General features: G+C 58.7%; 18 protein-coding genes. 2 read left to right on the plus strand and 16 right to left on the minus strand.

What is annotated here, in order from left to right:
* Positions 1-16: 16 nt before the first annotated feature.
* The 7 genes from B2A78_RS06915 to B2A78_RS06945 form a co-directional block, all read right to left on the minus strand.
* Positions 17-1153, minus strand: coding sequence for a glycosyltransferase family 4 protein (locus tag B2A78_RS06915; RefSeq protein WP_168175363.1), 1137 nt, complete (start codon positions 1151-1153; stop codon positions 17-19).
* 11 nt (positions 1154-1164) lie between these two features.
* Positions 1165-2322 carry a glycosyltransferase family 4 protein gene (locus B2A78_RS06920; protein WP_168175364.1) on the minus strand — a complete coding sequence of 386 codons (1158 nt, stop codon included), beginning with the start codon at positions 2320-2322 and terminating at the stop codon, positions 1165-1167.
* Complete coding sequence (locus B2A78_RS06925) at positions 2319-3176, minus strand: glycosyltransferase (RefSeq protein ID WP_143735095.1); 858 nt, start codon at positions 3174-3176, stop codon at positions 2319-2321. The genes B2A78_RS06920 and B2A78_RS06925 overlap by 4 nt, the downstream gene beginning before the upstream one ends.
* Entirely contained in the window at positions 3176-4195 is a 1020-nt protein-coding gene (locus B2A78_RS06930) for a family 10 glycosylhydrolase (protein WP_077729185.1), read from the minus strand. Before B2A78_RS06930 ends, B2A78_RS06925 begins: the two co-directional genes overlap by 1 nt.
* Entirely contained in the window at positions 4192-5481 is a 1290-nt protein-coding gene (locus B2A78_RS06935) for an O-antigen ligase family protein (RefSeq protein ID WP_077729186.1), read from the minus strand. Before B2A78_RS06935 ends, B2A78_RS06930 begins: the two co-directional genes overlap by 4 nt.
* 456 nt (positions 5482-5937) lie before the next feature.
* The gene (wecB, locus tag B2A78_RS06940) at positions 5938-7062 is read right to left on the minus strand and encodes a UDP-N-acetylglucosamine 2-epimerase (non-hydrolyzing) (protein ID WP_240502436.1); all 1125 of its coding nucleotides are present in this window, start codon (positions 7060-7062) and stop codon (positions 5938-5940) included.
* Between the two features lie 407 nt (positions 7063-7469).
* Positions 7470-9143, minus strand: coding sequence for a formate--tetrahydrofolate ligase (locus B2A78_RS06945; RefSeq protein WP_077729187.1), 1674 nt, complete (start codon positions 9141-9143; stop codon positions 7470-7472).
* A 312-nt stretch (positions 9144-9455) separates the two neighbouring features.
* Here B2A78_RS06945 and B2A78_RS06950 point away from each other — a divergent pair, with 312 nt between their 5' ends.
* Complete coding sequence (locus B2A78_RS06950; RefSeq protein WP_077729188.1) at positions 9456-10115, plus strand: RT0821/Lpp0805 family surface protein; 660 nt, start codon at positions 9456-9458, stop codon at positions 10113-10115.
* A gap of 259 nt (positions 10116-10374) precedes the next feature.
* On the opposite strand, the gene B2A78_RS06955 is transcribed toward B2A78_RS06950, so the two are convergent.
* The 6 genes from B2A78_RS06955 to tusD form a co-directional block, all read right to left on the minus strand.
* Positions 10375-12387 (minus strand): cation:proton antiporter, encoded by a 2013-nt coding sequence (locus B2A78_RS06955; RefSeq protein ID WP_077729189.1) that lies wholly within the window; start codon positions 12385-12387, stop codon positions 10375-10377.
* Positions 12388-12668: 281 nt separating this feature from the next.
* The gene (locus B2A78_RS06960; protein ID WP_168175366.1) at positions 12669-13571 is read right to left on the minus strand and encodes a universal stress protein; all 903 of its coding nucleotides are present in this window, start codon (positions 13569-13571) and stop codon (positions 12669-12671) included.
* Between the two features lie 304 nt (positions 13572-13875).
* The gene (locus B2A78_RS06965; protein ID WP_143735096.1) at positions 13876-14205 is read right to left on the minus strand and encodes a TusE/DsrC/DsvC family sulfur relay protein; all 330 of its coding nucleotides are present in this window, start codon (positions 14203-14205) and stop codon (positions 13876-13878) included.
* Between the two features lie 3 nt (positions 14206-14208).
* Positions 14209-14517, minus strand: a complete 309-nt coding sequence (gene tusB, locus B2A78_RS06970; RefSeq protein WP_077729191.1) for a sulfurtransferase complex subunit TusB — start codon at positions 14515-14517, stop codon at positions 14209-14211.
* Complete coding sequence (tusC, locus tag B2A78_RS06975) at positions 14517-14876, minus strand: sulfurtransferase complex subunit TusC (RefSeq protein WP_077729266.1); 360 nt, start codon at positions 14874-14876, stop codon at positions 14517-14519. The genes tusB and tusC overlap by 1 nt, the downstream gene beginning before the upstream one ends.
* 4 nt (positions 14877-14880) lie before the next feature.
* Positions 14881-15234 carry a sulfurtransferase complex subunit TusD gene (gene tusD, locus B2A78_RS06980; RefSeq protein ID WP_077729192.1) on the minus strand — a complete coding sequence of 118 codons (354 nt, stop codon included), beginning with the start codon at positions 15232-15234 and terminating at the stop codon, positions 14881-14883.
* Between the two features lie 91 nt (positions 15235-15325).
* Between tusD and B2A78_RS06985 the strand changes: the two genes are divergently transcribed.
* Positions 15326-16780 (plus strand): M48 family metalloprotease, encoded by a 1455-nt coding sequence (locus B2A78_RS06985; protein ID WP_077729193.1) that lies wholly within the window; start codon positions 15326-15328, stop codon positions 16778-16780.
* 26 nt (positions 16781-16806) lie between these two features.
* Here B2A78_RS06985 and B2A78_RS06990 read toward each other — a convergent pair whose 3' ends face one another.
* The 3 genes from B2A78_RS06990 to B2A78_RS07000 form a co-directional block, all read right to left on the minus strand.
* Positions 16807-18348, minus strand: coding sequence for a long-chain fatty acid--CoA ligase (locus B2A78_RS06990; RefSeq protein ID WP_077729194.1), 1542 nt, complete (start codon positions 18346-18348; stop codon positions 16807-16809).
* A gap of 113 nt (positions 18349-18461) precedes the next feature.
* On the minus strand, positions 18462-18851 hold the full coding sequence (locus B2A78_RS06995) for a glycine zipper family protein (RefSeq protein WP_077729195.1): 390 nt from the start codon (positions 18849-18851) through the stop codon (positions 18462-18464).
* Between the two features lie 142 nt (positions 18852-18993).
* The gene (locus tag B2A78_RS07000; protein ID WP_077729196.1) at positions 18994-20211 is read right to left on the minus strand and encodes a UbiH/UbiF/VisC/COQ6 family ubiquinone biosynthesis hydroxylase; all 1218 of its coding nucleotides are present in this window, start codon (positions 20209-20211) and stop codon (positions 18994-18996) included.
* Positions 20212-20555 lie beyond the last annotated feature (344 nt).

The raw sequence follows: 20555 nt of genomic DNA on the forward strand, positions 1-20555 counted from the left end.
GTTCGACAGGGTGGCGTCAGGCGGTGCTAGCCGTCGACTCGCCTCCGGCGCTATCGAACACCGATACCATGTCCTTGATAAAACGCTCCTTGGTATACAGGGCCTCGTATCGCTTGCGCGCATTTCGCCCCATCTCTTCCCTGCCCGGCCGGTTGTCCATCATCCATACGATGCGTCTCGCCACGTCATCCGCATCGTTCGCCCGCACCTCCAGTCCGGTGACGCCCTCGATCACGGTCTCCCGAAGGCAACCGCGATCGGAGTACAAGACCGGCAACCCCGCCGCCATGGCTTCGAGGACGACCAGAGGTTGGCCTTCCTGCTGAATGCCGGCGAACACGAACAGATCGGCGGAGGCATACAGCCTCTGCTTTTCTTCTCCGGAAACCGGTCCGGAAAACGTCACGGCAGCGCTCAGATCATGCTCCCGAATGAACGCCATGGCCTCATCCCGATCCTCGCGATTCGACCATTCGCCGGCGATGACGAATTCCGCACGATCCCCCTTGGCGCGCAGTACCTGCGGAACGGCCGCCAAAAGCGCCAAAGTGCCCTTGGCTCGGTTGAGCGTACCGACATGGAGAACCCTGAATCGCGCATCCTGTCTGGGACGCTCATAGTCTTTGACATATTGACGAGGCCAATCGATGCCGTTCGACACCACCGCGACCCGCCCGGCATCCGCCAATCCGTCGAATATCGGCCTCAGCGAATCGCCGAGCACGACGATGCGTTCGGTTCTCCGCAAAAAGGCGCTTACGTACGCCTTGACCGGTTTCCCCTGCGCCTCGTACCACGTCCTGAGATTGCCGCCGTGCAGATGGATTACCAGGCGGCATCCGGACAAATAAGCAAGCCAGAAAAACAGGCTGTCCCTCAAAATGCCCAGGGTGGATTGAGATATCGGCAGATAAGCCAAGTGCGGCCGCTCGGTGAATACGATCTTGGCCAGGCTGAGCCATTCCTTTACGAACAAAACCACGTCGTAGGCATCGGGCTTGTATACATTCGCGATGCCCCGCCTATCGGCCGTGTCCACCAACGATACCTCGAACGCCCGGGCAAGCTCGGAGTGGAGCAGCATATCAGTCGCAACGGCCACGCCGTGATACGGCGGCGGCGTCGGTCCTATGATCAGGAGCTTCCGTTTCATTCCTTGAACCATCATCTATGTCTGATAGCGCGAGAGGCTCCAGGTTTCACCTTCGAGTGGAAAAATTCGATCATCCGCCGGGCCGAACCCTCGATGCCGATGTTTCGGACCCGCAAGAAAGCCTCGTGTCCGACTCGGCGCAGCTCCTCCTCGGGCATGGCGAGAACCTTCAATATGGTTTGGATTGAGCCGGAAATATCGAGGGGGTCGATGACAAACCCGGTTTTGCCCTCCTCGATCAGATCTTCCGTGGCAGCGGCATGGATCGACGAAATGACCGGAAGTTCAGCCGCCATACCCTCTGCGATAACGGCGCCGAACGTATCGGCGAGGCTTGGAAAAACGACGATGTCGGCGAGCGCGTAATAGGTCATCAAATCCCGCCACTGAACGTGTCCGACCAGATGCAGGTTGCCCCACCCGCGCGCTGCGATATGGTTTACATACCGTTCTCTCTCCGGACCGTCTCCGACCACCAGGAGCGTCGTTTCCGGCCGCGTCTTCACGATCTCCGCGTACATGTCGAACAACTGCGGATAACCCTTGGCGTCGATGAGCCGCGCGACCGACAGCAGGACCGGCCCCGGATACCGGCTCTTGATGTCCCGAAACCCGGGATGCGCTCTGCACGCCGCCACTTCCGAATTGACGTAGTCCACATCGATCGGCATCGGTGCCAACAGAATGTCTTTTTCGTCGATTCCATAGTGCATGAAAACATGCTTCGCTTCGCTCGAAGACGCGATCGCTCCCGAGGAAAGCCCGCAGATCAACCGCCTGAGCCCATGGCGCAGTCGACTGCCGCCGGCGCAGCTCCTAAGCGCCAACTCGCCCCAGGCCAAATACGGTTTTCGATGTTTCGCGCAATACAGAAGAGCCCCCCAATTGGCGGGGGCGAATCCGCCGCTAAGAACGAGATCGGGATTCAGTCGCCTTAGCCGCTCGGTTACTCCGTAGTTCATGTGAACGGCAGTCTCACGGCCCCGGATCGGCAAATGAAATCCCGGCAAAACGTCCGCATCGAAACGGTAAGCGTCCAGAATCCAATCCCGGTTCTCCTCGGTTTCCGCCATGAGCAAAACCGATAAACGGTCTACTTGCCGGGATATCGCCTCGAATAACGGAATCCGATACGGCGTCAGTATATTCGTTACGATGGCCAGGTTCATACCTGCTCCATACTGCCCCGGACAAAATTCATGACCTGCCATTTAATAACCGCATACCAGGGAATCAAATCATAAATCCTCGCCCATTTCGGCAGCGGTAAAATAGTTCTGGCTCGGCGCCGGATAATCCGTAAATTATGCAGATAACTTATTGAACTCTTGGTTTTGAAGAAACTCGAGGGATTTCGATAATAAATGACCGCCGGCAGCGGGAGTAATACCACTCCCCCGTGCCGCATCGCACGAATGAAAAGATCGTAGTCTATGCACATCTCCAGGCTTTCGTCATACCCTTTGACGCGTCGCCATATCGATCTCGGATATATCGCCGTGGAATGAACCAATGGGTTACTGCGATAGAGTCTGGCTACCGTAATTGAAACCGGCCGTTCTCCCGCGGCGGCCGCGGGCTGGCTCGATATTTCGGGGATGGTCGCCGGAAAATGATCGGCCGGTATATATCGGGTAGCCGCGATCGCCACGTCCGGATTATCGAGCAGAAATCCGACCACGTAAGACAGACGCCAAGAAACGCTCAAATCGTCGGCGTCATTAATCGCGATATAGTCCCCGGATGCCCTTCGAATCGCTTCGTTAAGCGCTCGCGACCGGCCCATGCGTTCGCACCTGATATAGTGGAAACGCGGATCCTTTATCGCTTTGCAAATATTTTCCGTCGCGTCGGATGATCCGTCATCCAGAAAAACCACTTCGAAGTTCGCATAATCCTGAGCCAGGGCGGCGGATATCGAGGATTCGATATACCGATCGGCATTGAATGCCGTCATGACGATCGATACCTTTGGCGGTTCGGGTCTATTTTCCAATGATGAGCTCATACATTCCCTAATCATCAAACCCTGGCCCGCCTCCAAGACGGCTTCGCCTTGGCTCGAAAAACCCCTTTTCGCAGAGTCTCGATCTGCCGCTCGCTCAGCTGTCCGTAAAGATAAACAGCGACGCCATTCCCCTTCGATAAGGCTCGCGCTTTAGAGATAAGCTCGGACAGCCGATCGGGACGGCGATCGACCACCTTGTTCCCCGGACCGACACGGTCGAAATTTCCGACCATGACGACCATCGCCTCGGGACGCTTCATTTTGGATTGAATGGTTTTGATGATGCCGAAATCCGGATTGGCGTGATATTGCATGGAATAAACGACATCCACGATTCCTTCGTCGGCCCATTTCGGAGCGTTTTGACCGAAGGTTTTTATATCGTCCTTCCATGGGGCGGCATCGACACTGACGACCAAATTCGGTTTCAAACGTTTTCCTTCCTTATATATTCTCCCTATAACCCCTGATATCGCGCGCTCCGCTTCGTCGGCCCGCCTGCCCTGCGGTACCGAAAAGCGAACATAATCGAGATTCACGCCGTCGACGGGATATTTCGCGATCACTTCCAACACGATCTCGGTAATTCGATCCCGAAACGCGGGCTTATACCAGTCGAACGATTTCGCGCCCTTTACCGCCAATTCCGGGAATAAATCGTCCCGGTTCCGGAGCCCCATCGAGAACCAGGGATGAACCTCCAAATCATGTTTCCTCGCGGTATCCAGCAAGATGCGCACCGGGTCGAACTGTTCGCCTTGGCCTTTGATATAACCCCGCAGCCGCTCGTCTCGGGGTGCCAGACGGCTAGGCCATGTGGTTCCCCGGCCGTCCCAGATACACGGCACCAGCACATTGAAGCCGGCTTCTTTCACCCGGCGGCATATCTTTTCCGCGTTCGAATGCCCCAGCCAATGCAATCCCTCGTCGAGAATCGCCCGGCTTTCGTTCATCTCTTCGGCGGAGCCGCCGGACAGCGGATAAACGCAGAAAGACGCGGTTGCCGCCAAAAATTGCCGACGATTCAACCTCATCGGGCACCTCCATGTTTCTCGGACAATTCGTTCGCTTTTTCGGCCATGGCGACCAAAGAAAACACGAATATCGCGAATTGCGTCACGTAATCGAAACCGTTATCCGTGGCGATGAAAATCACATAAGTCGTCAAGCCTCCGACACCGGCAAGCGCATATTTCCTGGTTTGAGAATCGTCACGAAACCGCAAGATACGAAACAATCGCCATAAATAGCCAAGGATGACCAATATGAATAAGGTCAGACCCACGACACCGATTTCGCTCAGCATCCTCACGTATTCCGAGTGAATGACACCCAATCCGCCCGCCGAGCGTTCGTAAAAAAAATCCTGGGTCGCCCCGATCCCGGAGCCCAGCAAGGGATGGGGTTCGAAAAATCGACTCAGCACCATTTCCCAGGCGTCGAAACGGCCGGAGCCATGAATTCTTCCCACGGCATCCTCAGGATTCGCGATTACCGTATCGAAACTCATTTGCTCGCCGCCGATAAACATCCTGCTTCGGAATTTCGGGCTGAGCAAAAACAAGGCCGGGAAACTCACGATGCTGAATACGGGAAGAATAATTCTGCCGATACCTCGGCGGCCCAGGAACAGAATCACCGAAAATCCGATGAATATCGCGGCTATCGTGATACGGGTAAACGCGGCCATCACCACGATCGAGAATCCGATAATCATTAGTCCTCTGGATAAGGTTTTATCGGCAACGGCAAACCCGGCCATGGCAAGCATGCTCACGGCGACGATATGGGCAGAAAACGTGGCCGGGCTGGTATGAGGAAGCGTAAGTCTCGGATCGGAACTCAGACCGAAGAGCCGCGCCATCAAGGCCAACACCACCATGGCGATGCCGCTCGCCAGGATGATTCGCTCCGTCTGCAGAAGCTGGCGCGTTGAGGACACGGCGGTCATGACGAGCATCACGAACAGAAGCGGCGCGCTCAATTTGGCGATCATCCTGAGACCGAACGACAAGCTCGGCGCCCACAATATCGACGTCAGGCAGAACGCGAGAAACAGCAAGTGAAGCTTGTAGCGGGACAGGTATTTGAGTGTCTTCGATAGGCGGGGGACCAAAACCAGGCAAACGGCAACCCATAGTCCGAACAACCGCACGGCTGCGAGACTCATGTGCCCCATCGGCGTCGAGCTGATCTCATCGCTCCCGGGCGTCAACGGAATCGGCCCCGTCAGCAACGCATAATTGAGCAGGAATACCGGGGACCAAAGAGCCAGCAGGCCATACAGGCCCACGGCGACGAGAAGCAATACGAAAAACATAAGGGATTACGTCGGCATACTGTGGAATCATTCCAATAAACCACTGAGCTACCTTGCAATTCGGCTTCGGACTAGCGAGCCGCGGCCGAAACGTACTGCCGAAAAATGACGCCGGTCGGCCTCGGATCAACCCGAGTGGCAATCCTACCGGTTCGGGGCGCATACCACGACCTCAGACTGCGTCTTGAGGCCGGGACTAGAGCGTTTTTCACCGCCGCTTAGCGGCGAGGATTAGGAAAATCGTTGGTCGGCAATCCCTTGCCGACACACAGGATCGGCCAGGGACTTTGTCGGAAGGGTCGCGACTAAAACAACCGTTTGCGATCGGGAAAGGATTGCCGACCTACAGCACCTCGGAGCGCGATGCCAAACCGGAAAATACTCTAGAAAAAATCCGGCTTTCGCCTTCGCATAAGCTCCGTTTACTTCGCTTCGCGCCTCCTGCGATGAACTTGTTCAGTCGGCACGCATAGCGTCCGAAAGAACGGATAGAATTCGGGCCGATGCTTTACCGTCCCATAACTCCGGCTTTTTCCTTGCCGCACCCGATCCACTCAGCACTTTTCGAGCTTCCGCCACGATACGCGCAGGATCGGAACCCACGATCACGTTCGTACCCTCTTCGACCGTAATCGGGCGTTCCGTGTTGTCGCGCAGGGTAATGCAAGGGACGCCGAGCGCCGTGGTCTCTTCCTGAATGCCGCCGCTGTCCGTCAACACCATCTTGGCGTCTTTGAACAGGTTCAAGAATTCCATGTAGGACAGAGGTTTCGTGGTGACGATGGAATCGGGAATCGTCAGGCCGAATTTCTGGATGTTCGCCTGAGTGCGGGGGTGTATGGGAAATATCAGAGGCAATGCGGTGCTCACCTCCGCCAATGCCTCGACGATGCCGGCCAGCGTTTCCGGACTATCCACATTGGAAGGCCGATGCAGCGTGACGACGCCATAGGACGGATTCCGCTGCTTGAAGATCGTCGTCTCGAATGCCGTCGGCGCGAGGTGTTTCAGCTTTTCCACCTGATGAAACAGATTGTCGATCATCACGTGGCCCACGAAGAAGATGCTGTCCTTCCGTTTGCCTTCGGCCAACAAGTGACTTACGCCGCTTTTTTCGGTCACGAAGAAATAGTCGGATATCGAATCGGTCACGATACGGTTGACCTCCTCCGGCATCGTGATGTCTCCGCTCCGAAGTCCGGCTTCGACGTGAGCCACCTTGATCCCGAGCTTCTTCGCCACGATCGAGCAGGCCAGCGTCGAATTCACGTCGCCCACCACCATCACCAAATCGGGCCGGTCCTTCAGGCAGATCTCCTCGAAACGGACCATCACTTTCGCCGTCTGCTCGGCATGGGAGCCGCTGCCCACCTCCAGGTGATAATCCGGCGACGGTATCTCCAATTCTTCGAAGAACACGTCGCTCATTTCCTTGTCGTAGTGCTGCCCGGTATGGACCAGCTTGTATTCGAACGGATACGAGCCCTGCCGAAGCTCCCGGATGATCGGGGCGATCTTCATGAAATTGGGCCGCGCACCGGCGACGATAAACATCTTGTAGGTCTGGGCGATTGTATTCAAAGCATCGTCTCTCTTCGGTTTTTCGTGTTAGCACTGCACCAAACGGCCATTCGCATTACAACGATTCCGCGCCACACGCTTCGAGAATTGAACAATCGCCGAGCGATGTAACGAGTTTATGCGTGGACGTCCTAAGAAGTTTATACGTAAGAGCGCTTAAATCGCCCCCAAGCCTTGTGCCGAACAAACTTCCCCTCATTTCTGGTGGCGGTAGCCGCAGGCCGACAAAACTTTGCCGGCAATTCTGTCGGGAAGGGATTCCCGACCTACAACTGACTTAGAGCCTATCCCAGTAGGTGATAAAACCCTTCGACAGGCTCAGGGCGAACGGCCTACTGAGATAGGCTTTTAGTGTCGTAGGTCGGCAATCCTTTTGCCGACGCTTCCGCCGGCGCTTCGTTGAACCTTTAGAACAAGCCCGTAATCCGGCCGTTGTCGTCCACGTCTATGGCCTCGGCCACCGGCATTTTGGGCAGTCCCGGCATGGTCATCATGCTGCCGCAGACGGCCACCACGAACTCGGCGCCGTGGGAAGGCCGCACTTCGCGGATGGAGAGCACGTGGCCGGACGGCGCTCCCTTGAGATTCGGATCGTTCGAAAACGAGTACTGCGTCTTGGCGATGCACACCGGGAAATGGCTGTATTCCTCGCTCAAGCGCTCGAGCTGCTGACGGGCCTTGCTGTCCGCGGTGATATCCGCCGCCCCGTACAGCTGGGTGGCGATCGTCTTGATCTTGTCCCAAAGCGGCGCTTGCTCTTCATAAAGGAAACTGAAATTCGACTGACCGGCATCGACCATCCGGACGACTTCCCGAGCCAGGTCTTCCGCGCCCTTTCCGCCCTCGGCCCAGTGCCGGCAGACGATGACCTTGGCCCCCATCTCCTCGACCTTGCGCTTGAGCAGCGCGATTTCGGCGTCGGTGTCCGAGGTGAAATGATTGATGGCGACGACGCAGGGCAAGCCGAACCGCTGCTGCACGTTGCCGAGGTGCCGCTCCAGATTCACGAAACCGGCTTCCACAGCTTCCAGGTTCTCCTGTTGCAGTTCCTTGACCGGCACGCCGCCATGCGACTTGAGCGCCCGCACGGTCGCGACCAGCACCACGCCGTCAGGCTTGAGGCCGGCCTTGCGGCACTTGATGTCGATGAATTTCTCCGCCCCGAGATCGGCGCCGAAGCCTGCTTCGGTCACCACGTAATCGGCCAGCTTCAAGGCTGTCTTGGTCGCGACCACCGAGTTGCAGCCGTGGGCGATATTGGCGAAAGGACCGCCGTGGACGAATACCGGATTGTTTTCCAGAGTCTGGACCAGATTCGGCCGCAGAGCGTCCTTCAGCAGCGCGGCCATGGCGCCGTGCGCCTTGAGATCGCGGGCGAAAACCGGCTTATTGTCGAAACGGGTATAACCCACCAGGATGTTTCCGAGGCGCTCTTTCAGTTCTTTCAAGGAGCTCGACAGGCACAGGATGGCCATCACTTCTGAGGCGGCGATGATGTCGAAGCCGTCTTCGCGCGCAAAGCCATTGGCCGTTCCGCCCAGGCCGATGACGATGTCGCGCAGTGCGCGGTCGTTCATGTCGATGACACGCTTCCAGGCGATCTGGCGCGGATCGAGGTTCAACCGGTTGTCGTGGTGGATGTGGTTGTCGATCATCGCCGACAGCAGGTTGTGGGCGACACCGATGGCGTGGAAGTCGCCGGTGAAATGAAGATTGATGTCCTCCATGGGCACGACCTGAGCGTAGCCGCCTCCGGCCGCTCCTCCCTTGACGCCGAAACACGGCCCCAGAGCGGGCTCCCTGAGACAGATCATGGTTTTCTTGCCCAGCCGGTTCAGCGCGTCACCCAAACCCACGGTCGTGGTGGTCTTGCCCTCCCCCGCCGGCGTCGGGCTGATGGCGGTGACCAGAATCAGCTTGCCGTTGGGCCTGTTCTTGAGACCGTCGATATAGTCCAGGGATAGCTTGGCCTTGTAGTGGCCGTACGGGTCGAGATGTTCTGGCGCTATACCCAGCCTGTCTTTGGCCAGATCGATGATCGGCAGCATCTTGGCTTTTTGAGCGATTTCGATGTCGGACATGAATGCACCTTTTTATCTATCTCGGTCGTGGATATGGAAGTCGGGATCAAAAGGGCAGCGAGCACAAGGCGTCAAACGCCGTAACCGAACCCTCGAAGTTGGCAGATATTAACAAGTTGCCGGAAGCAACGCAGCAAGCCGGCCGAGTTCTTGGCTACACTATCGGGTTGGGCTTTGTCGCGAGCCGGCGACGCGTTCGGCTTGCATGCTCTCCATACGTCAGCCGGAATGAGCATCCTTCAGGGATGGCTTGCGAATTGCTTTACGGCCGAGCGGATAACAACAATCACTTTTCGACAATAAGAGGCAACCATGTCGGCGACGAAAACGTCACCCGTATTCGATCGGTTCAACCCATTCGTTCTTCTCGGCGGAATCTTTTTGGCGCTTAGCCTGAGTTTTCCTCAGGACGCGTACAGCGATCCCCCCGACTGGGCGCCGGCCCACGGCTACCGGAGCAAACACAAGGACAGACATCGCGATGACTACGACGACCGTTACGAACACCGCGAAACCCGTCATTACCATGACCACGATCACGACTACGGCGTAAGATCGGGCCGCTGCGACCGCACCATGGTCGGCAAGGTGCTGGGCGGCGTTGCGGGAGGTGCGCTAGGCGGCGTCATCGGCTCCAAGGTCGGAAACGGCGACACTGCTTCGACGGTCATTGGCGCCGTCGCCGGCACGGTGATCGGCGCGATCATCGGAGACCAGATCGCTCGCCGCATGGACGCGAGCGACATGTTCTGCACCGGACGGGCGCTCGATTTCGCCGACGACCGCCGCAGCGTCCATTGGATGAACCCGGACAACCAGGTGGACTACCTGGTCACGCCCTTGCGGACCTTCAACGACAACGGAGAGCGCTGCCGCGAATTCTCCACCCGCATGACCTACGGCAAGCAGCGCGACTCGGTCAACAATATCGCGTGCCGCCAGCCGGACGGGAGCTGGGTGATTCGGAATTGAGCAGGGGCAAGGCCCGCAATGCCCGTACGGAATCGATCGGAAGGCATCCATCCTTCTTACGGGCTGGCCTTTCGGCGGGTTACGCTTCGCTAACCCGCCCTACGAGTTCTTAACACTCATCAGCTCGCAGGTTGAACATCGCAAGCGAGAATCGGGCCGCGCAGTAAATTCTTTCACATCCGTCCGGTTCGTAGGGCGAAACAGCGCAACCTATTCCGCCTTACGGGTACCGCCGGTACACGGCGGTACCCTATCGCCTTCACGCCGCGTCAGACTCCGTCGGCTGCGGGGCCAGCAAACGCTCCACGACCTCCAACTGTTCCGGATTTCCGAGCAGGCCGATGCGGTCGCCCGGAAGGAATACGGTCTGGGTAGACGGGTTGACCATCAGCTCGTTCTTGCGCTTGATCGCCACCAGGGTGGCGCCGGTCCGGGTACGGAGGGCGGCCTCGCCCAGCATCTTCCCGGCCAGCGGACTTTCCTCGGGTACTTTTCGCCAGGCGATGTCGATCAATTCGGAAGCATCGAGCAGGTCCCTGAGTAAGGCGTGCTCGCCCTGCGACTTGACCAGGGCCTCGTAGTTTTCGCGGCGCACGGTATCCGCGTAGCGCCGCACGTCGTGCAGGGGAAAACCCAGTTGCAGCAGCGTGTGCCGCAGCACCTGCAGGCCGCCTTCCAACTCCGGATGGATCACCAGCTGTGCGCCCAATTCCGAGAGTCGCTTGACCCCGGCTCGGGTGGCGGCGCGGGCGATGATCGGGAGATCCGGGGCAATGTCCCGGGCAGCCGCGACGGTCAATTCGGTGGCCGCTTCCTCGGGCAAAGTCACCACCAGCAGACGGGCCCGGTGCAGCGCCGCATGGGTCAGGATGTCGGAGTTGGCCGTATCGCCCAGGAGCGTGGGGACGCCTCGTTTGGCCAATTTTTCGATCCGGCTGATACGGAAATCGATGACCAGATAGGGAATGCCCAGCTCCCCCATCACGTCGACGATATGCGAACCTACCCGTCCGTAGCCGACCACCACCACGTGGTCGGCGACCGACTCCTCCACCGGCGTCTGCGTCGAGCCGTGGCGGTCCAGCCATCGCCATAACGGCTGGACCCCTCTTAAGCTCCGTTGCAGCGGATGAACGCTGTGCAGCATGAACGGGTTCACGACGATGGACAGAAGAGCGGCCGCCAATATCAGCGCGTGTTGGCCCTTATCCAGTATGCCGAGACTCAAGCCGGTCTGATCCAGGATGAAGGAGAACTCGCCGATTTGGCAGGAGCCGGCCGCAACCACCAGCGCGGTGCTGGCCGGACGCGGGAACGGCAACACCCAAAGCCCCGAGACGATGAACTTTCCGATGACCACCAGAGCGGTAAGAATCAGGACCGGTTCGAGGTGCTCCACCAGAAAGCCGGGATCGAGCATCATGCCGACGGACACGAAGAACAAGACGGAAAAGGCTTCGCGGAACGGCAGCAGATCGGATGCGATGCGGTGACTGAGCGGCGACTCGCTCACCACCGCTCCCGCGACAAAAGCGCCCAGCGCCAACGAAACGCCGAACAATCGCGATGCACCCAGGGCGATTCCCAAAGAAATGGCCAGGATCGCCAGAATGAATAGCTCGCGGGAGCGGGTATGGGCCACCCGCAGCAACAGCCAGGGAATGAAGCGTTTGCCCGCAAACAGCATGAACACGAGAAAGCCCAAAGCCGACAGCAGCGCGAGGCCGAGAGTGCGCCATTCCATGGGCTTGCCGGTGTCGGCCAGGTTGGGCAGGATCATGATCATGAGAACGGTGGCGATGTCTTCCATGACGCGCCAGCCGACCGCGACTTGCCCGTCCGGGGTGTTCAGCCAGCCGCGGTCCATGAAGCCGCGCAGCATGACGATGGTGCTGGCGATGGACAGCACCAGTCCCAGCACCAGTCCGGACTTGGGCGTCCAGCCCCAATATTGGCTCAGGCCATAACCCAGGGCCGCCATGGTCAGCATCTGTCCCAACGTTCCGACGATGGCGATATCTCGCACTTTCCACAGATCGGCAAAGGAAAAATGCAGCCCCACGCCGAACATCAGGAAAATGATGCCCAGCTCGGCCAACTGGTTGATGGTTTCGGCATCGGCCAGATAACCCGGCGTGAACGGGCCGATGACCACGCCCGCGAGCAAATAACCGACAATGGACGGCAGGCCGATGCGTTGAACGATCAGCCCTCCTAGAAAGGCAACGCTCAGCGTAACGGCGATATTTTCGAGCAAACCCAGGTTATGCATGAGATATGTGGAGTATGGTGCAGGCAGGTAGCCAAGAAGTTTATCAGGGTGCGTCGATCAGCGCCGATTTCCCGCGCCTTGAATCGCCGACACTCATAAAGAGCTCAGGCACGATCGACACCGGTGGACAGCAAACTGTACGGCAACGGCTTGCAACGCTGCTCAAAAGGGCTCCCCATGCCTTCAGGCGTTCTTGAGTCAGGCTCGATTTGGAAACAACCGCACCGCCGCGGTTGAACCGACTTCCGGATGATGCGGCGGCCCTATCGGTCGGTCATGCGTTATGCGGCGGGCGAGCCGGTAGCCGTGGAACCCTCGTGCACGATCAGCACGTCGCACTTCGAATCGGAAAGGATGCGACGCGTCACGCTGCCCAGGAGCATTTCCTCGACGACGTTTTTGCCGTGTTTGCCCATGACGATCAGGTCCGCCCCGAACGATTCCTCCTTGGCGAGAATCAGGCGAGCGGCATCCTCGAGCTCCACGAATCGGAAGAGCCGACGCGAACCCTCGGCCACCTCATCGATCAGGCTGCTGATGCGGCTCATTGCCTCCTGCTGAGCCTGACCGCGGAATCTCTCTATCTCGTCGTCCAGCACGCCGCCCTGCCGAAGCATCCCCTCGAAAGGAACGGCGGAAGCATGGACAACCATGATGTCGGCATTTGGAGCGACCCGCATCGCCATCTTCAGCGCGGCGATGGAGTGGGGGGAGAAATCCACCGGAACCAGTGCACGCCGATAGCTTGCCTCCGGCGGGCGCTTGACGACGAGAACCGGCCGCGTGCACATACGCAACAAACGGTCCGCGGTCGTACCCAGAAACAGTTCGCGCCAACGGTCAGAGCCGTGCGCTCCCAATACCAGCAAATCCGCCTGTTCGGCGGCCGACAGAATCTCGTCCAGCACCGCTCCGATGGCGATTCGGGAAACCGCGGCCATCCGGGTATCCTCCGCGATCCGCGATCCCAGGGCATCCAGCATGCGTTGCGCGTCATCGATCAGCTTCGTCTCGGCGTCGCCGTGCGAGGGAATCAATTCGCGCACGGCCTTCAGGGACGTTTCACTCAAGACATGCAGCAGCTCCAATCGCCCCTGTTGTTCCGCGGCCAGGAAAGCCGCCCGATAGGCGGCGTTAGTGGCATCATCCGAGAAATCGGTTGCTGCCAATATAGTTCTGAACATATCCACGCAGCTCTCCTCTTTGGGTATGCATGGGGATTCCATTCCCGTTTTGGCGGCAGGCTGAGGTGCCTGCTTCTGAATCTGCAGCGCCCCCGGTCCACGCCGGCCCTCCGAATGGAGCCGTTCGGTCGCCTGCCTGGCGCCGTTGCCGAGAAAAACCGTAGAACGAACCCATACGTCCAGTGTCATCGGCCGCGAGGGAAAAGTTAGGATAAAAACATGCCGAGCTTACACGCACCTTACGGAGCCATTGGCTCACAGCTTGTTTTCCCCGTGGAATGGCGCGGTGTTGTGAAACCAACGACTAGATACACCCCGGCGGCTTGGGCAGTCCCGCGATCAAACAGGCGTACTTCAACGGGCTTTCCGGAAACAGCCGGTGCAGGTAGCGGGAAGTGCCTTTTTCTTCCCCGAATTCCTTCTGTACCGCCTTGACGAACATGCGTGTGTTCGGAAGATGGTGAAATCTGAGATAGTAGCTGCGGATGAAGCGCACGATCTCCCAATGCGCTTCGGTCAATGCTATGGGTATGCTCGCCGCCAGAGCGGCGGCGACATGCTCGTCCCAGGCGTTCGCATCGGTCAGAAATCCGCTTTCGGTCGTTTCCAGAATCTTGCCGTTCACTTCGATCATGGCTCAAAACCACGACTGGACAAGCCGGCTTTCGACGGTCAAATCGACGAATCCGCCGTAGTCGACGATTCGAATCGTCTCGGCGACCTCGGAAGTTTCCACGCCGCGCGCGTCGAGATCCGGCCCCAAGGCATAAAACCTGACGCGTCCCATAGCCGACTTCAGGACGGCTTCGGAATCCCCGCCCTTCACCGCGGCGTAAACCCCGTTTTCGATCAGCAGAATCGCATCGCTCTCGCCCGCCCGGACGAGACAATCTTCCAGGGCGCGGCTTTCCTGGGGCGAGCGGTTGACTAGATGCAGAACTGCCATCAGCACGAGATCACAAGGTCATGTTCCGCCGTCAATCCGGCGATGTCCGCTCTTTCCACAACGCGCACGGGGATAACGAGATCCTCGGTCGTCAAATGCCTTCCCCGCAAAGACTCCCGCTCGACAAAAACATCCTCCACATCGTACAAAGCCAAAGCTTCGAACAAGGGAGCGACGGGTTTCAGCCCGTTCGGTTCGAACCTCTGACCCCGTTTGAGCAGAAACACGCCATCGTCCAGCATCAGGAGCCGTACGGCCTGATCGAAGGCGGCGGCGGTCATGGCCATGTCCAGCGATTCCCGGACTCTTGCGCCGTTCCGAGGGGCACTGCGCATCACAAACAAGAATTTTTTTTGCACCGATTCAACCACCAAAGACCAATACCCGATCTGCCTTCAGACAGGCGTCCATCCATTGTCCCAAGCCGCCGATCCGAAAACCGTCCGCCCCGGTTGTCGGCATGCCGCGCCGCTGCGCGGCCGAAACGCACAGCACCAGGTCGATCCCGTGCTTATCGGCGAGATCGGGCCAGGGCGGAACCGAATCTTTGTCCTCCGCCGATAAACCGGATCGCAGCGCGTTATAAACCCCGTCATGGTAAAAGAACACGCACACGATTTCGTGATCTTTATCCAACGCGGCTTTGATAAACTGATAGGCAGTGCGCGCCGATTGAGCGGAACAAGGCCCGGCATTGACCTGAATGGCGTATTTCATCGCGGCGACACCCTTTCGAAAAAACGGTTCATCGAGTAACCGTACACCGTGGACTCATTCACACCCGCGCCGCACACGGCGCTGAAACATCATGAAATTCGACAAACTGCTTGCATCGCTGTTGATTCTCAGCTACGGCTCATTGGCGCTGCAACCCGCCCATGCGCAACTCAACCTGGAGTTGCCCGAAATCGGCGACCCGACCGGAACCCTCATGACGCCGCAGCAGGAGAAGGAACTCGGCGCAGCGTTCTACCGCAAGTTGCACGCCCAGCTCGAAGTCAGCCAAGATCCGGAAGTCAACGATTACATCCAGTCCATAGGGCAGAAACTGGCCGGGTCCAGCGACAACCCCGCGCAAGCGTTTCATTTCTTCGTGGTCAGCGATCCCACGGTCAACGCATTCGCGGGGCCGGGCGGATACATCGGCGTCAACTCCGGACTGATCCTGACCTCGGAAGCCGAGAGCGAACTCGCTTCGGTACTGGCCCACGAAATCGCGCACGTCACGCAGCGGCATCTTTATCAAACGTTCCAGGCCGCCGGCCGCCTGGCGCTGCCCACCGCCGCGGCCATGCTGGCCGCCGTTCTGCTGGGCGCGAAATCCGCGCAACTGGGCCAAGCCGCCTTGATGGCCGCGCAAGCCGCCAATATCCAGTATCAAATCAATTTTACCCGCGACAACGAGGCCGAAGCCGATCGCGTCGGCATGCAGATTTTATCGAAGTCGGACTTCGACCCGCGCGCCATGCCGACGTTCTTCGAAAGAATGCAGCAATCCACCCGCTTCGTCGGCCGAGAATTGCCGGAGTTCCTGCTGACCCACCCGGTGACCGTGTCCCGTATCTCGGATACGCGGGGACGCGCGGAACAGTTTCCGTATCGGCAATATCCGGATTCTTTCGCCTATCAGCTCGTCCGCGCCAAGCTGCGGGTGCAGACCGCCGCCCGCCCGCAGGACGCGCTGAATTATTTCAAGGCGGTCAGCGGCCAGGGCACCAAGCTGCAACAGGATGTTTCCGCCTACGGTTTAGCCTTGGCACTGATCGCCAACGCGCGTGCGGGGGAAGCCAAACCGATCCTGCAGCGGCTGATGGAGATTTATCCCGATCAGTCCCATTTCGCCAATGCGCTGGCCAGCGCCGAGCGGGAGACCAAGAATTACCCGCGCGCGATCCAGCTTTACGAATCGGCCCTGCAACGCTTTCCGGAAAACCGGGCGCTGACGCTCAACTATGTCCGCACGCTGCTCACCACCGGCAAAGCGGAACAGGCGCGCAAGCTGCTGCAGAACTACGCCCGCCGCCATCCGCCTACTCCGGAAGTCTACAACCTGCTGGCGCAAGCCTATAGCCAGCTCGGGAACGATGCCGAATCGCACCGCTATGTCGCCGAATCCTATTACGCCTCGGGCCAGAACCGCGCCGCCATACTGCAACTTCGGCTGGCCAGAAAAACGGCCGGCGACAATTTTTATCTGAACTCCGTCATCGACGAGCGCTTGAAGCAGCTGCTCGCCGAAGAGGAAGAGCGCAGAAAGCAGTGAGGCATAGAAACCGCGGCGGCCGGAGTTTATTCCAGATCCTGCACGCCACGCTCGATTTCGCCGTGCTTTCGAAGCTGCCGCTTGAGGATCTTGCCCGCGGCGTTTTTCGGTAACTCCGGCTGAAAGACGATCTTGCGGGGAATTTGATGCCGCCCGAGGTGCTCCCTGCAGAAAGCGCGGACTTCGCTTTCCGTGATCGGCTTGGACTCGTCTATCGCGATATACGCGACCGGAATTTCGCCGTGCAAATCGTGCGGCTCCCCGACCACCGCGGCCTCGCGGATCGGCGGAAAGCGGTATAGCACCTCCTCGATCATGCGTGGATAAACGTTCATGCCGTTGACGATGATCAGATCCTTCTTGCGATCGACGATGCTGAAATAGCCGTCTTCGTCCCGCGTACCGAGATCGCCGGTCAGAAGCCATTCGCCGCGAAACACTTCCCGGGTCGCGTCCGGCTGCATCCAATAGCCCTTCATCACGTTGGCACCGCGTACGGCAATCTCGCCGACTTCGCCGCACGGCAACTCGCGCCCGTCTTCGTCGACGATTTTCATCTCGACTCCGGGAACCGGCAAACCCACCGTTCCCGGTTTGATGAGGCCGTCGATCGGATTCACGCAGGTTACCGGGGAACATTCTGTCGGTCCGTCGCCCTCGTAGATCCTGATGCCGAATTTTTCTTCGAAGCGCCGCAACACGTCGACCGGAAGCGCAGCGCCGCCGGAAACGCAATAGCGTATGGAGGAAAGGAGCGGCGCACGCTCGTCTTTGAGTCGCAACAGTACCGAATACATGCTGGGCACGCCGAGAAAAATCGTGGCTCGGCTGGCATGGATCGCGTCGACGACCTGATCGGGCTCGAATCGCGGCAGGGGAATGAACGCACAGCCGTTGGTCAGGGGCGTGAGCATGCCGACGGTTGCCGCGAATGCGTGAAACATCGGAAGAACCAGCAGCACGACATCCTGCCCCGGACGCCAGTGCATGGCTTCGCGGACGCTGCGCGTGTTGGCGACCAGATTGCCGTGGGTCAGCATCGCCCCCTTGGGACGGCCGGTGGTTCCCGAGGTGTAGAGGATGACGACCAGATCCTCTTGCGGGTCGCAATCGATATTCGGTACCGGCGCGTCGGATCTTAGAAAAGCATCGAACGCCTCGGCGCCTTCGACTTCTCCGCCGATGGATACGCGAAACTCGATTCCCGGCGCAGCCTGAAGCGCGGATTCCGCCTGTTTCGAAAAGGCTTGATGGAAAATCAAGCCCTTGGCGCCGGAATCGTTGAGAATGAAGCCGATTTCTTCCGTGTTCAGCAGCAAATTGATCGGAACGACCGTGGCCCCGGCTTTCACGATGCCGGTATAGGCAATGGCGAATTCCGCCGAATTGGGGCAGTAAAGGGCAATCCTGTCCCCTTTGACCACGTCTCGGGCCGCCAAGGCCGCCGCCACGCGATCCGATCGGTTGCCTATGGTGGCATGATCGATGACCTGAGAGCCCTGGATTACCGCGGGCCGATCAGGATAAAGCCGGGCGCTCTCCCGGAGTGCATGGATCAATGACGACATCCTGGCACCTTCTCGTCGGTTTATGCCCTCGTCAGGGCAGCAAAAACGGAAAAAATAATCCCGCCGGGCTAGAGGCACAACGGCGGGATTATTTTATTTGACCGATTGCTTACTTAATTGACGACTCTGTGTCCCCGATTGCGGAGGCAATTGATGTAAGACCGCTTGTATTGATCGTCGCCCGAGACCCCGCTGTAACCAGCGCCGCCGAGGCCGCCCGCGGCAGCGCCGATCGCGGCACCGCCGCCGGGATTGCCAGCGACAGCGCCGACCGCGGCGCCCGTTGCGGCACCTAGCAATGCGCCTGCAGCAGCACCCTTCGCCGCTTCCGTTCCGGTACTGCCCGCTTGGCGAGCGAGCATTTTGCACTCTTCCATATCCTGCTGCAGCCGATAGGCATTCGGATCGTTATACGTGTCCACCACAGGCTCCCATCCGGTGTAGGTTGCGCAACCGCTCAGAGTCAACACGGTGCAAAGAAATACAGGTAGCTTTTTGACCATAAGTCGTTTCACTCGTATAGGACGTTAATCGATATCTCAGCAACAGTATCCGGAACACAGGTACTGAATTGCTCTGCCTACTATAGCAAACTCACTCTGCTCAATCCGCAGGAATACGTATCGTAATGTTTCCGACCGTCATTCAACCCAGAATGGCTTCGCCACGGGCCAAATTCGGGAGCTGGCCGCCTAAGCCCATCGCGTATCGCATGACCAATTTCTTGGCCGGCGTGATTCGCTCCGCCAAACCCAGCCCCAGATTCCGAATGAATCGGAGCGGACGGTTCGCGTTTCCGAACACGCGATAGAACAGGTCCATCGTCGTCATCATGACCAGGTTGTTGCTGCGGCGCATGCTTTCGTAAGTTTGCAGCACATGGGCTGCGCCGATGTCCTGGCCATTCTTGTGAGCGCCGACCAGCACCTGCGCCAGCGCCGCAGCGTCCAGAAGACCGATGTTGACGCCCTGCCCCGCCAGCGGATGAATCATGTGGGCCGCATCGCCGATCAAAGCCACGCCCTCTTTACTGTAACTCAAGGCATGCTGACGCTTGAGCGGGAAGCTGCCTTTCGCCTCGATACGCTTGATCTCGCCCAGAGCCGAGGGGAACGCAGCGATAAGCTCCCGGAGCAGCGCGTCATCCGGCAAAGCCTTCAGGCGTTTGATGTCCTCCGGCGCCTCGTACCAGACGAGAGATGCATGAGGCCCGTCCAGCGGCAGGAAAGCCTGGGGCCCCTTGGGGGTAAAGCGTTGCCAAGTGATGTCCTGCTGGCTGTATGCGGTTTCCACCGTCAGCACCAGGGCGTGCTGCTCGTAATCCCAACCGCTTACTCCCATGCCGGCCACTTGCCGCACCCGGGAATAGCCGCCATCCGCGGCAACCAATAAGCGCGCCGACAAGACGCGGCCGTCGTCCAATTCGACGGTCGAGCCTTGCGGCCCGTAATCGATCATTTTGGTTCTGGCGGGACAAAGAAAATCGATATTGGAAAATTCGACCAGGCGGTCGAGTAAAGCCAGCTGGATTACCCGGTTCTCGACGATATAGCCCAAGACCGGCTCATCGATGTCCTCGCTCCGAAACTCGACATCGCCCGACTCTTCCCATACCCGCATCCTCCGGAACGGGCAAAACCGGCGCGAAGCGATGCCTTTCCATGCGCCCACGGTTTTGAGAATGCTGGCGGACGCGATGCTGATCGCGGACACGCGAAGATCGTGGGGCTGCTCCGACGCAAACGCCGGCGGCGGGGCATCCTCGATCACGGCAACTCGCAGACTGCTGCCTCCGAGGCCACTCCCCAAAGCGGCACCGACCATGCCGCCGCCCACAACGATCACGTCATATTTTTCGGTCATTCTCTATTCCTCATGCTTGGCTTGGCGCGCATGTTCAACCACGCTGCGAAACCGCCTCGAATTTCCGGCCATAAAGTAAAGGTAACCGGGCTCGGCAAGCAATACCGGCTTTGTCTCGCCGGCTCGGGGGCGGACGGTCGGGCGGCGAGCGGGTCCATTCTCTATCGAAACCAATCATCGCACCACCTTAATTCATAACAAACACCGAGCGTGCAAGCTTGGCGCCCTTGAAAAGACCGGCCGGATTCTTTATATTTCTTGCCCATTTTGGCTAAATGGGCGGCTTCACGTCGCCATTTCGGATATTTCAAAACCAACTGCGAACACGAATTCTTGACTGTCGC

Source organism: Methylocaldum sp. 14B, from assembly GCF_002005105.1.
In the GTDB taxonomy this organism is placed as follows: Bacteria; Pseudomonadota; Gammaproteobacteria; order Methylococcales; family Methylococcaceae; genus Methylocaldum.

What these genes read in the sequence shown, in the direction of transcription:
- B2A78_RS06990 (WP_077729194.1), bottom strand. Translation starts at nt 18,348, where the DNA reads ATGTCGTCATTGATCCATGCACTCCGGGAGAGCGCCCGGCTTTATCCT.
- B2A78_RS06955 (WP_077729189.1), bottom strand. Translation starts at nt 12,387, where the DNA reads ATGCATAACCTGGGTTTGCTCGAAAATATCGCCGTTACGCTGAGCGTT.
- tusB (WP_077729191.1), bottom strand. Translation starts at nt 14,517, where the DNA reads ATGGCAGTTCTGCATCTAGTCAACCGCTCGCCCCAGGAAAGCCGCGCC.
- tusD (WP_077729192.1), bottom strand. Translation starts at nt 15,234, where the DNA reads ATGAAATACGCCATTCAGGTCAATGCCGGGCCTTGTTCCGCTCAATCG.
- B2A78_RS06925 (WP_143735095.1), bottom strand. Translation starts at nt 3,176, where the DNA reads ATGATTAGGGAATGTATGAGCTCATCATTGGAAAATAGACCCGAACCG.
- B2A78_RS06935 (WP_077729186.1), bottom strand. Translation starts at nt 5,481, where the DNA reads ATGTTTTTCGTATTGCTTCTCGTCGCCGTGGGCCTGTATGGCCTGCTG.
- B2A78_RS06995 (WP_077729195.1), bottom strand. Translation starts at nt 18,851, where the DNA reads ATGGTCAAAAAGCTACCTGTATTTCTTTGCACCGTGTTGACTCTGAGC.
- B2A78_RS06960 (WP_168175366.1), bottom strand. Translation starts at nt 13,571, where the DNA reads ATGTTCAGAACTATATTGGCAGCAACCGATTTCTCGGATGATGCCACT.
- B2A78_RS06915 (WP_168175363.1), bottom strand. Translation starts at nt 1,153, where the DNA reads ATGAAACGGAAGCTCCTGATCATAGGACCGACGCCGCCGCCGTATCAC.
- B2A78_RS06965 (WP_143735096.1), bottom strand. Translation starts at nt 14,205, where the DNA reads ATGATCGAAGTGAACGGCAAGATTCTGGAAACGACCGAAAGCGGATTT.
- B2A78_RS06985 (WP_077729193.1), top strand. Translation starts at nt 15,326, where the DNA reads ATGAAATTCGACAAACTGCTTGCATCGCTGTTGATTCTCAGCTACGGC.
- B2A78_RS06950 (WP_077729188.1), top strand. Translation starts at nt 9,456, where the DNA reads ATGTCGGCGACGAAAACGTCACCCGTATTCGATCGGTTCAACCCATTC.
- B2A78_RS06945 (WP_077729187.1), bottom strand. Translation starts at nt 9,143, where the DNA reads ATGTCCGACATCGAAATCGCTCAAAAAGCCAAGATGCTGCCGATCATC.
- B2A78_RS06920 (WP_168175364.1), bottom strand. Translation starts at nt 2,322, where the DNA reads ATGAACCTGGCCATCGTAACGAATATACTGACGCCGTATCGGATTCCG.
- B2A78_RS06930 (WP_077729185.1), bottom strand. Translation starts at nt 4,195, where the DNA reads ATGAGGTTGAATCGTCGGCAATTTTTGGCGGCAACCGCGTCTTTCTGC.
- B2A78_RS07000 (WP_077729196.1), bottom strand. Translation starts at nt 20,211, where the DNA reads ATGACCGAAAAATATGACGTGATCGTTGTGGGCGGCGGCATGGTCGGT.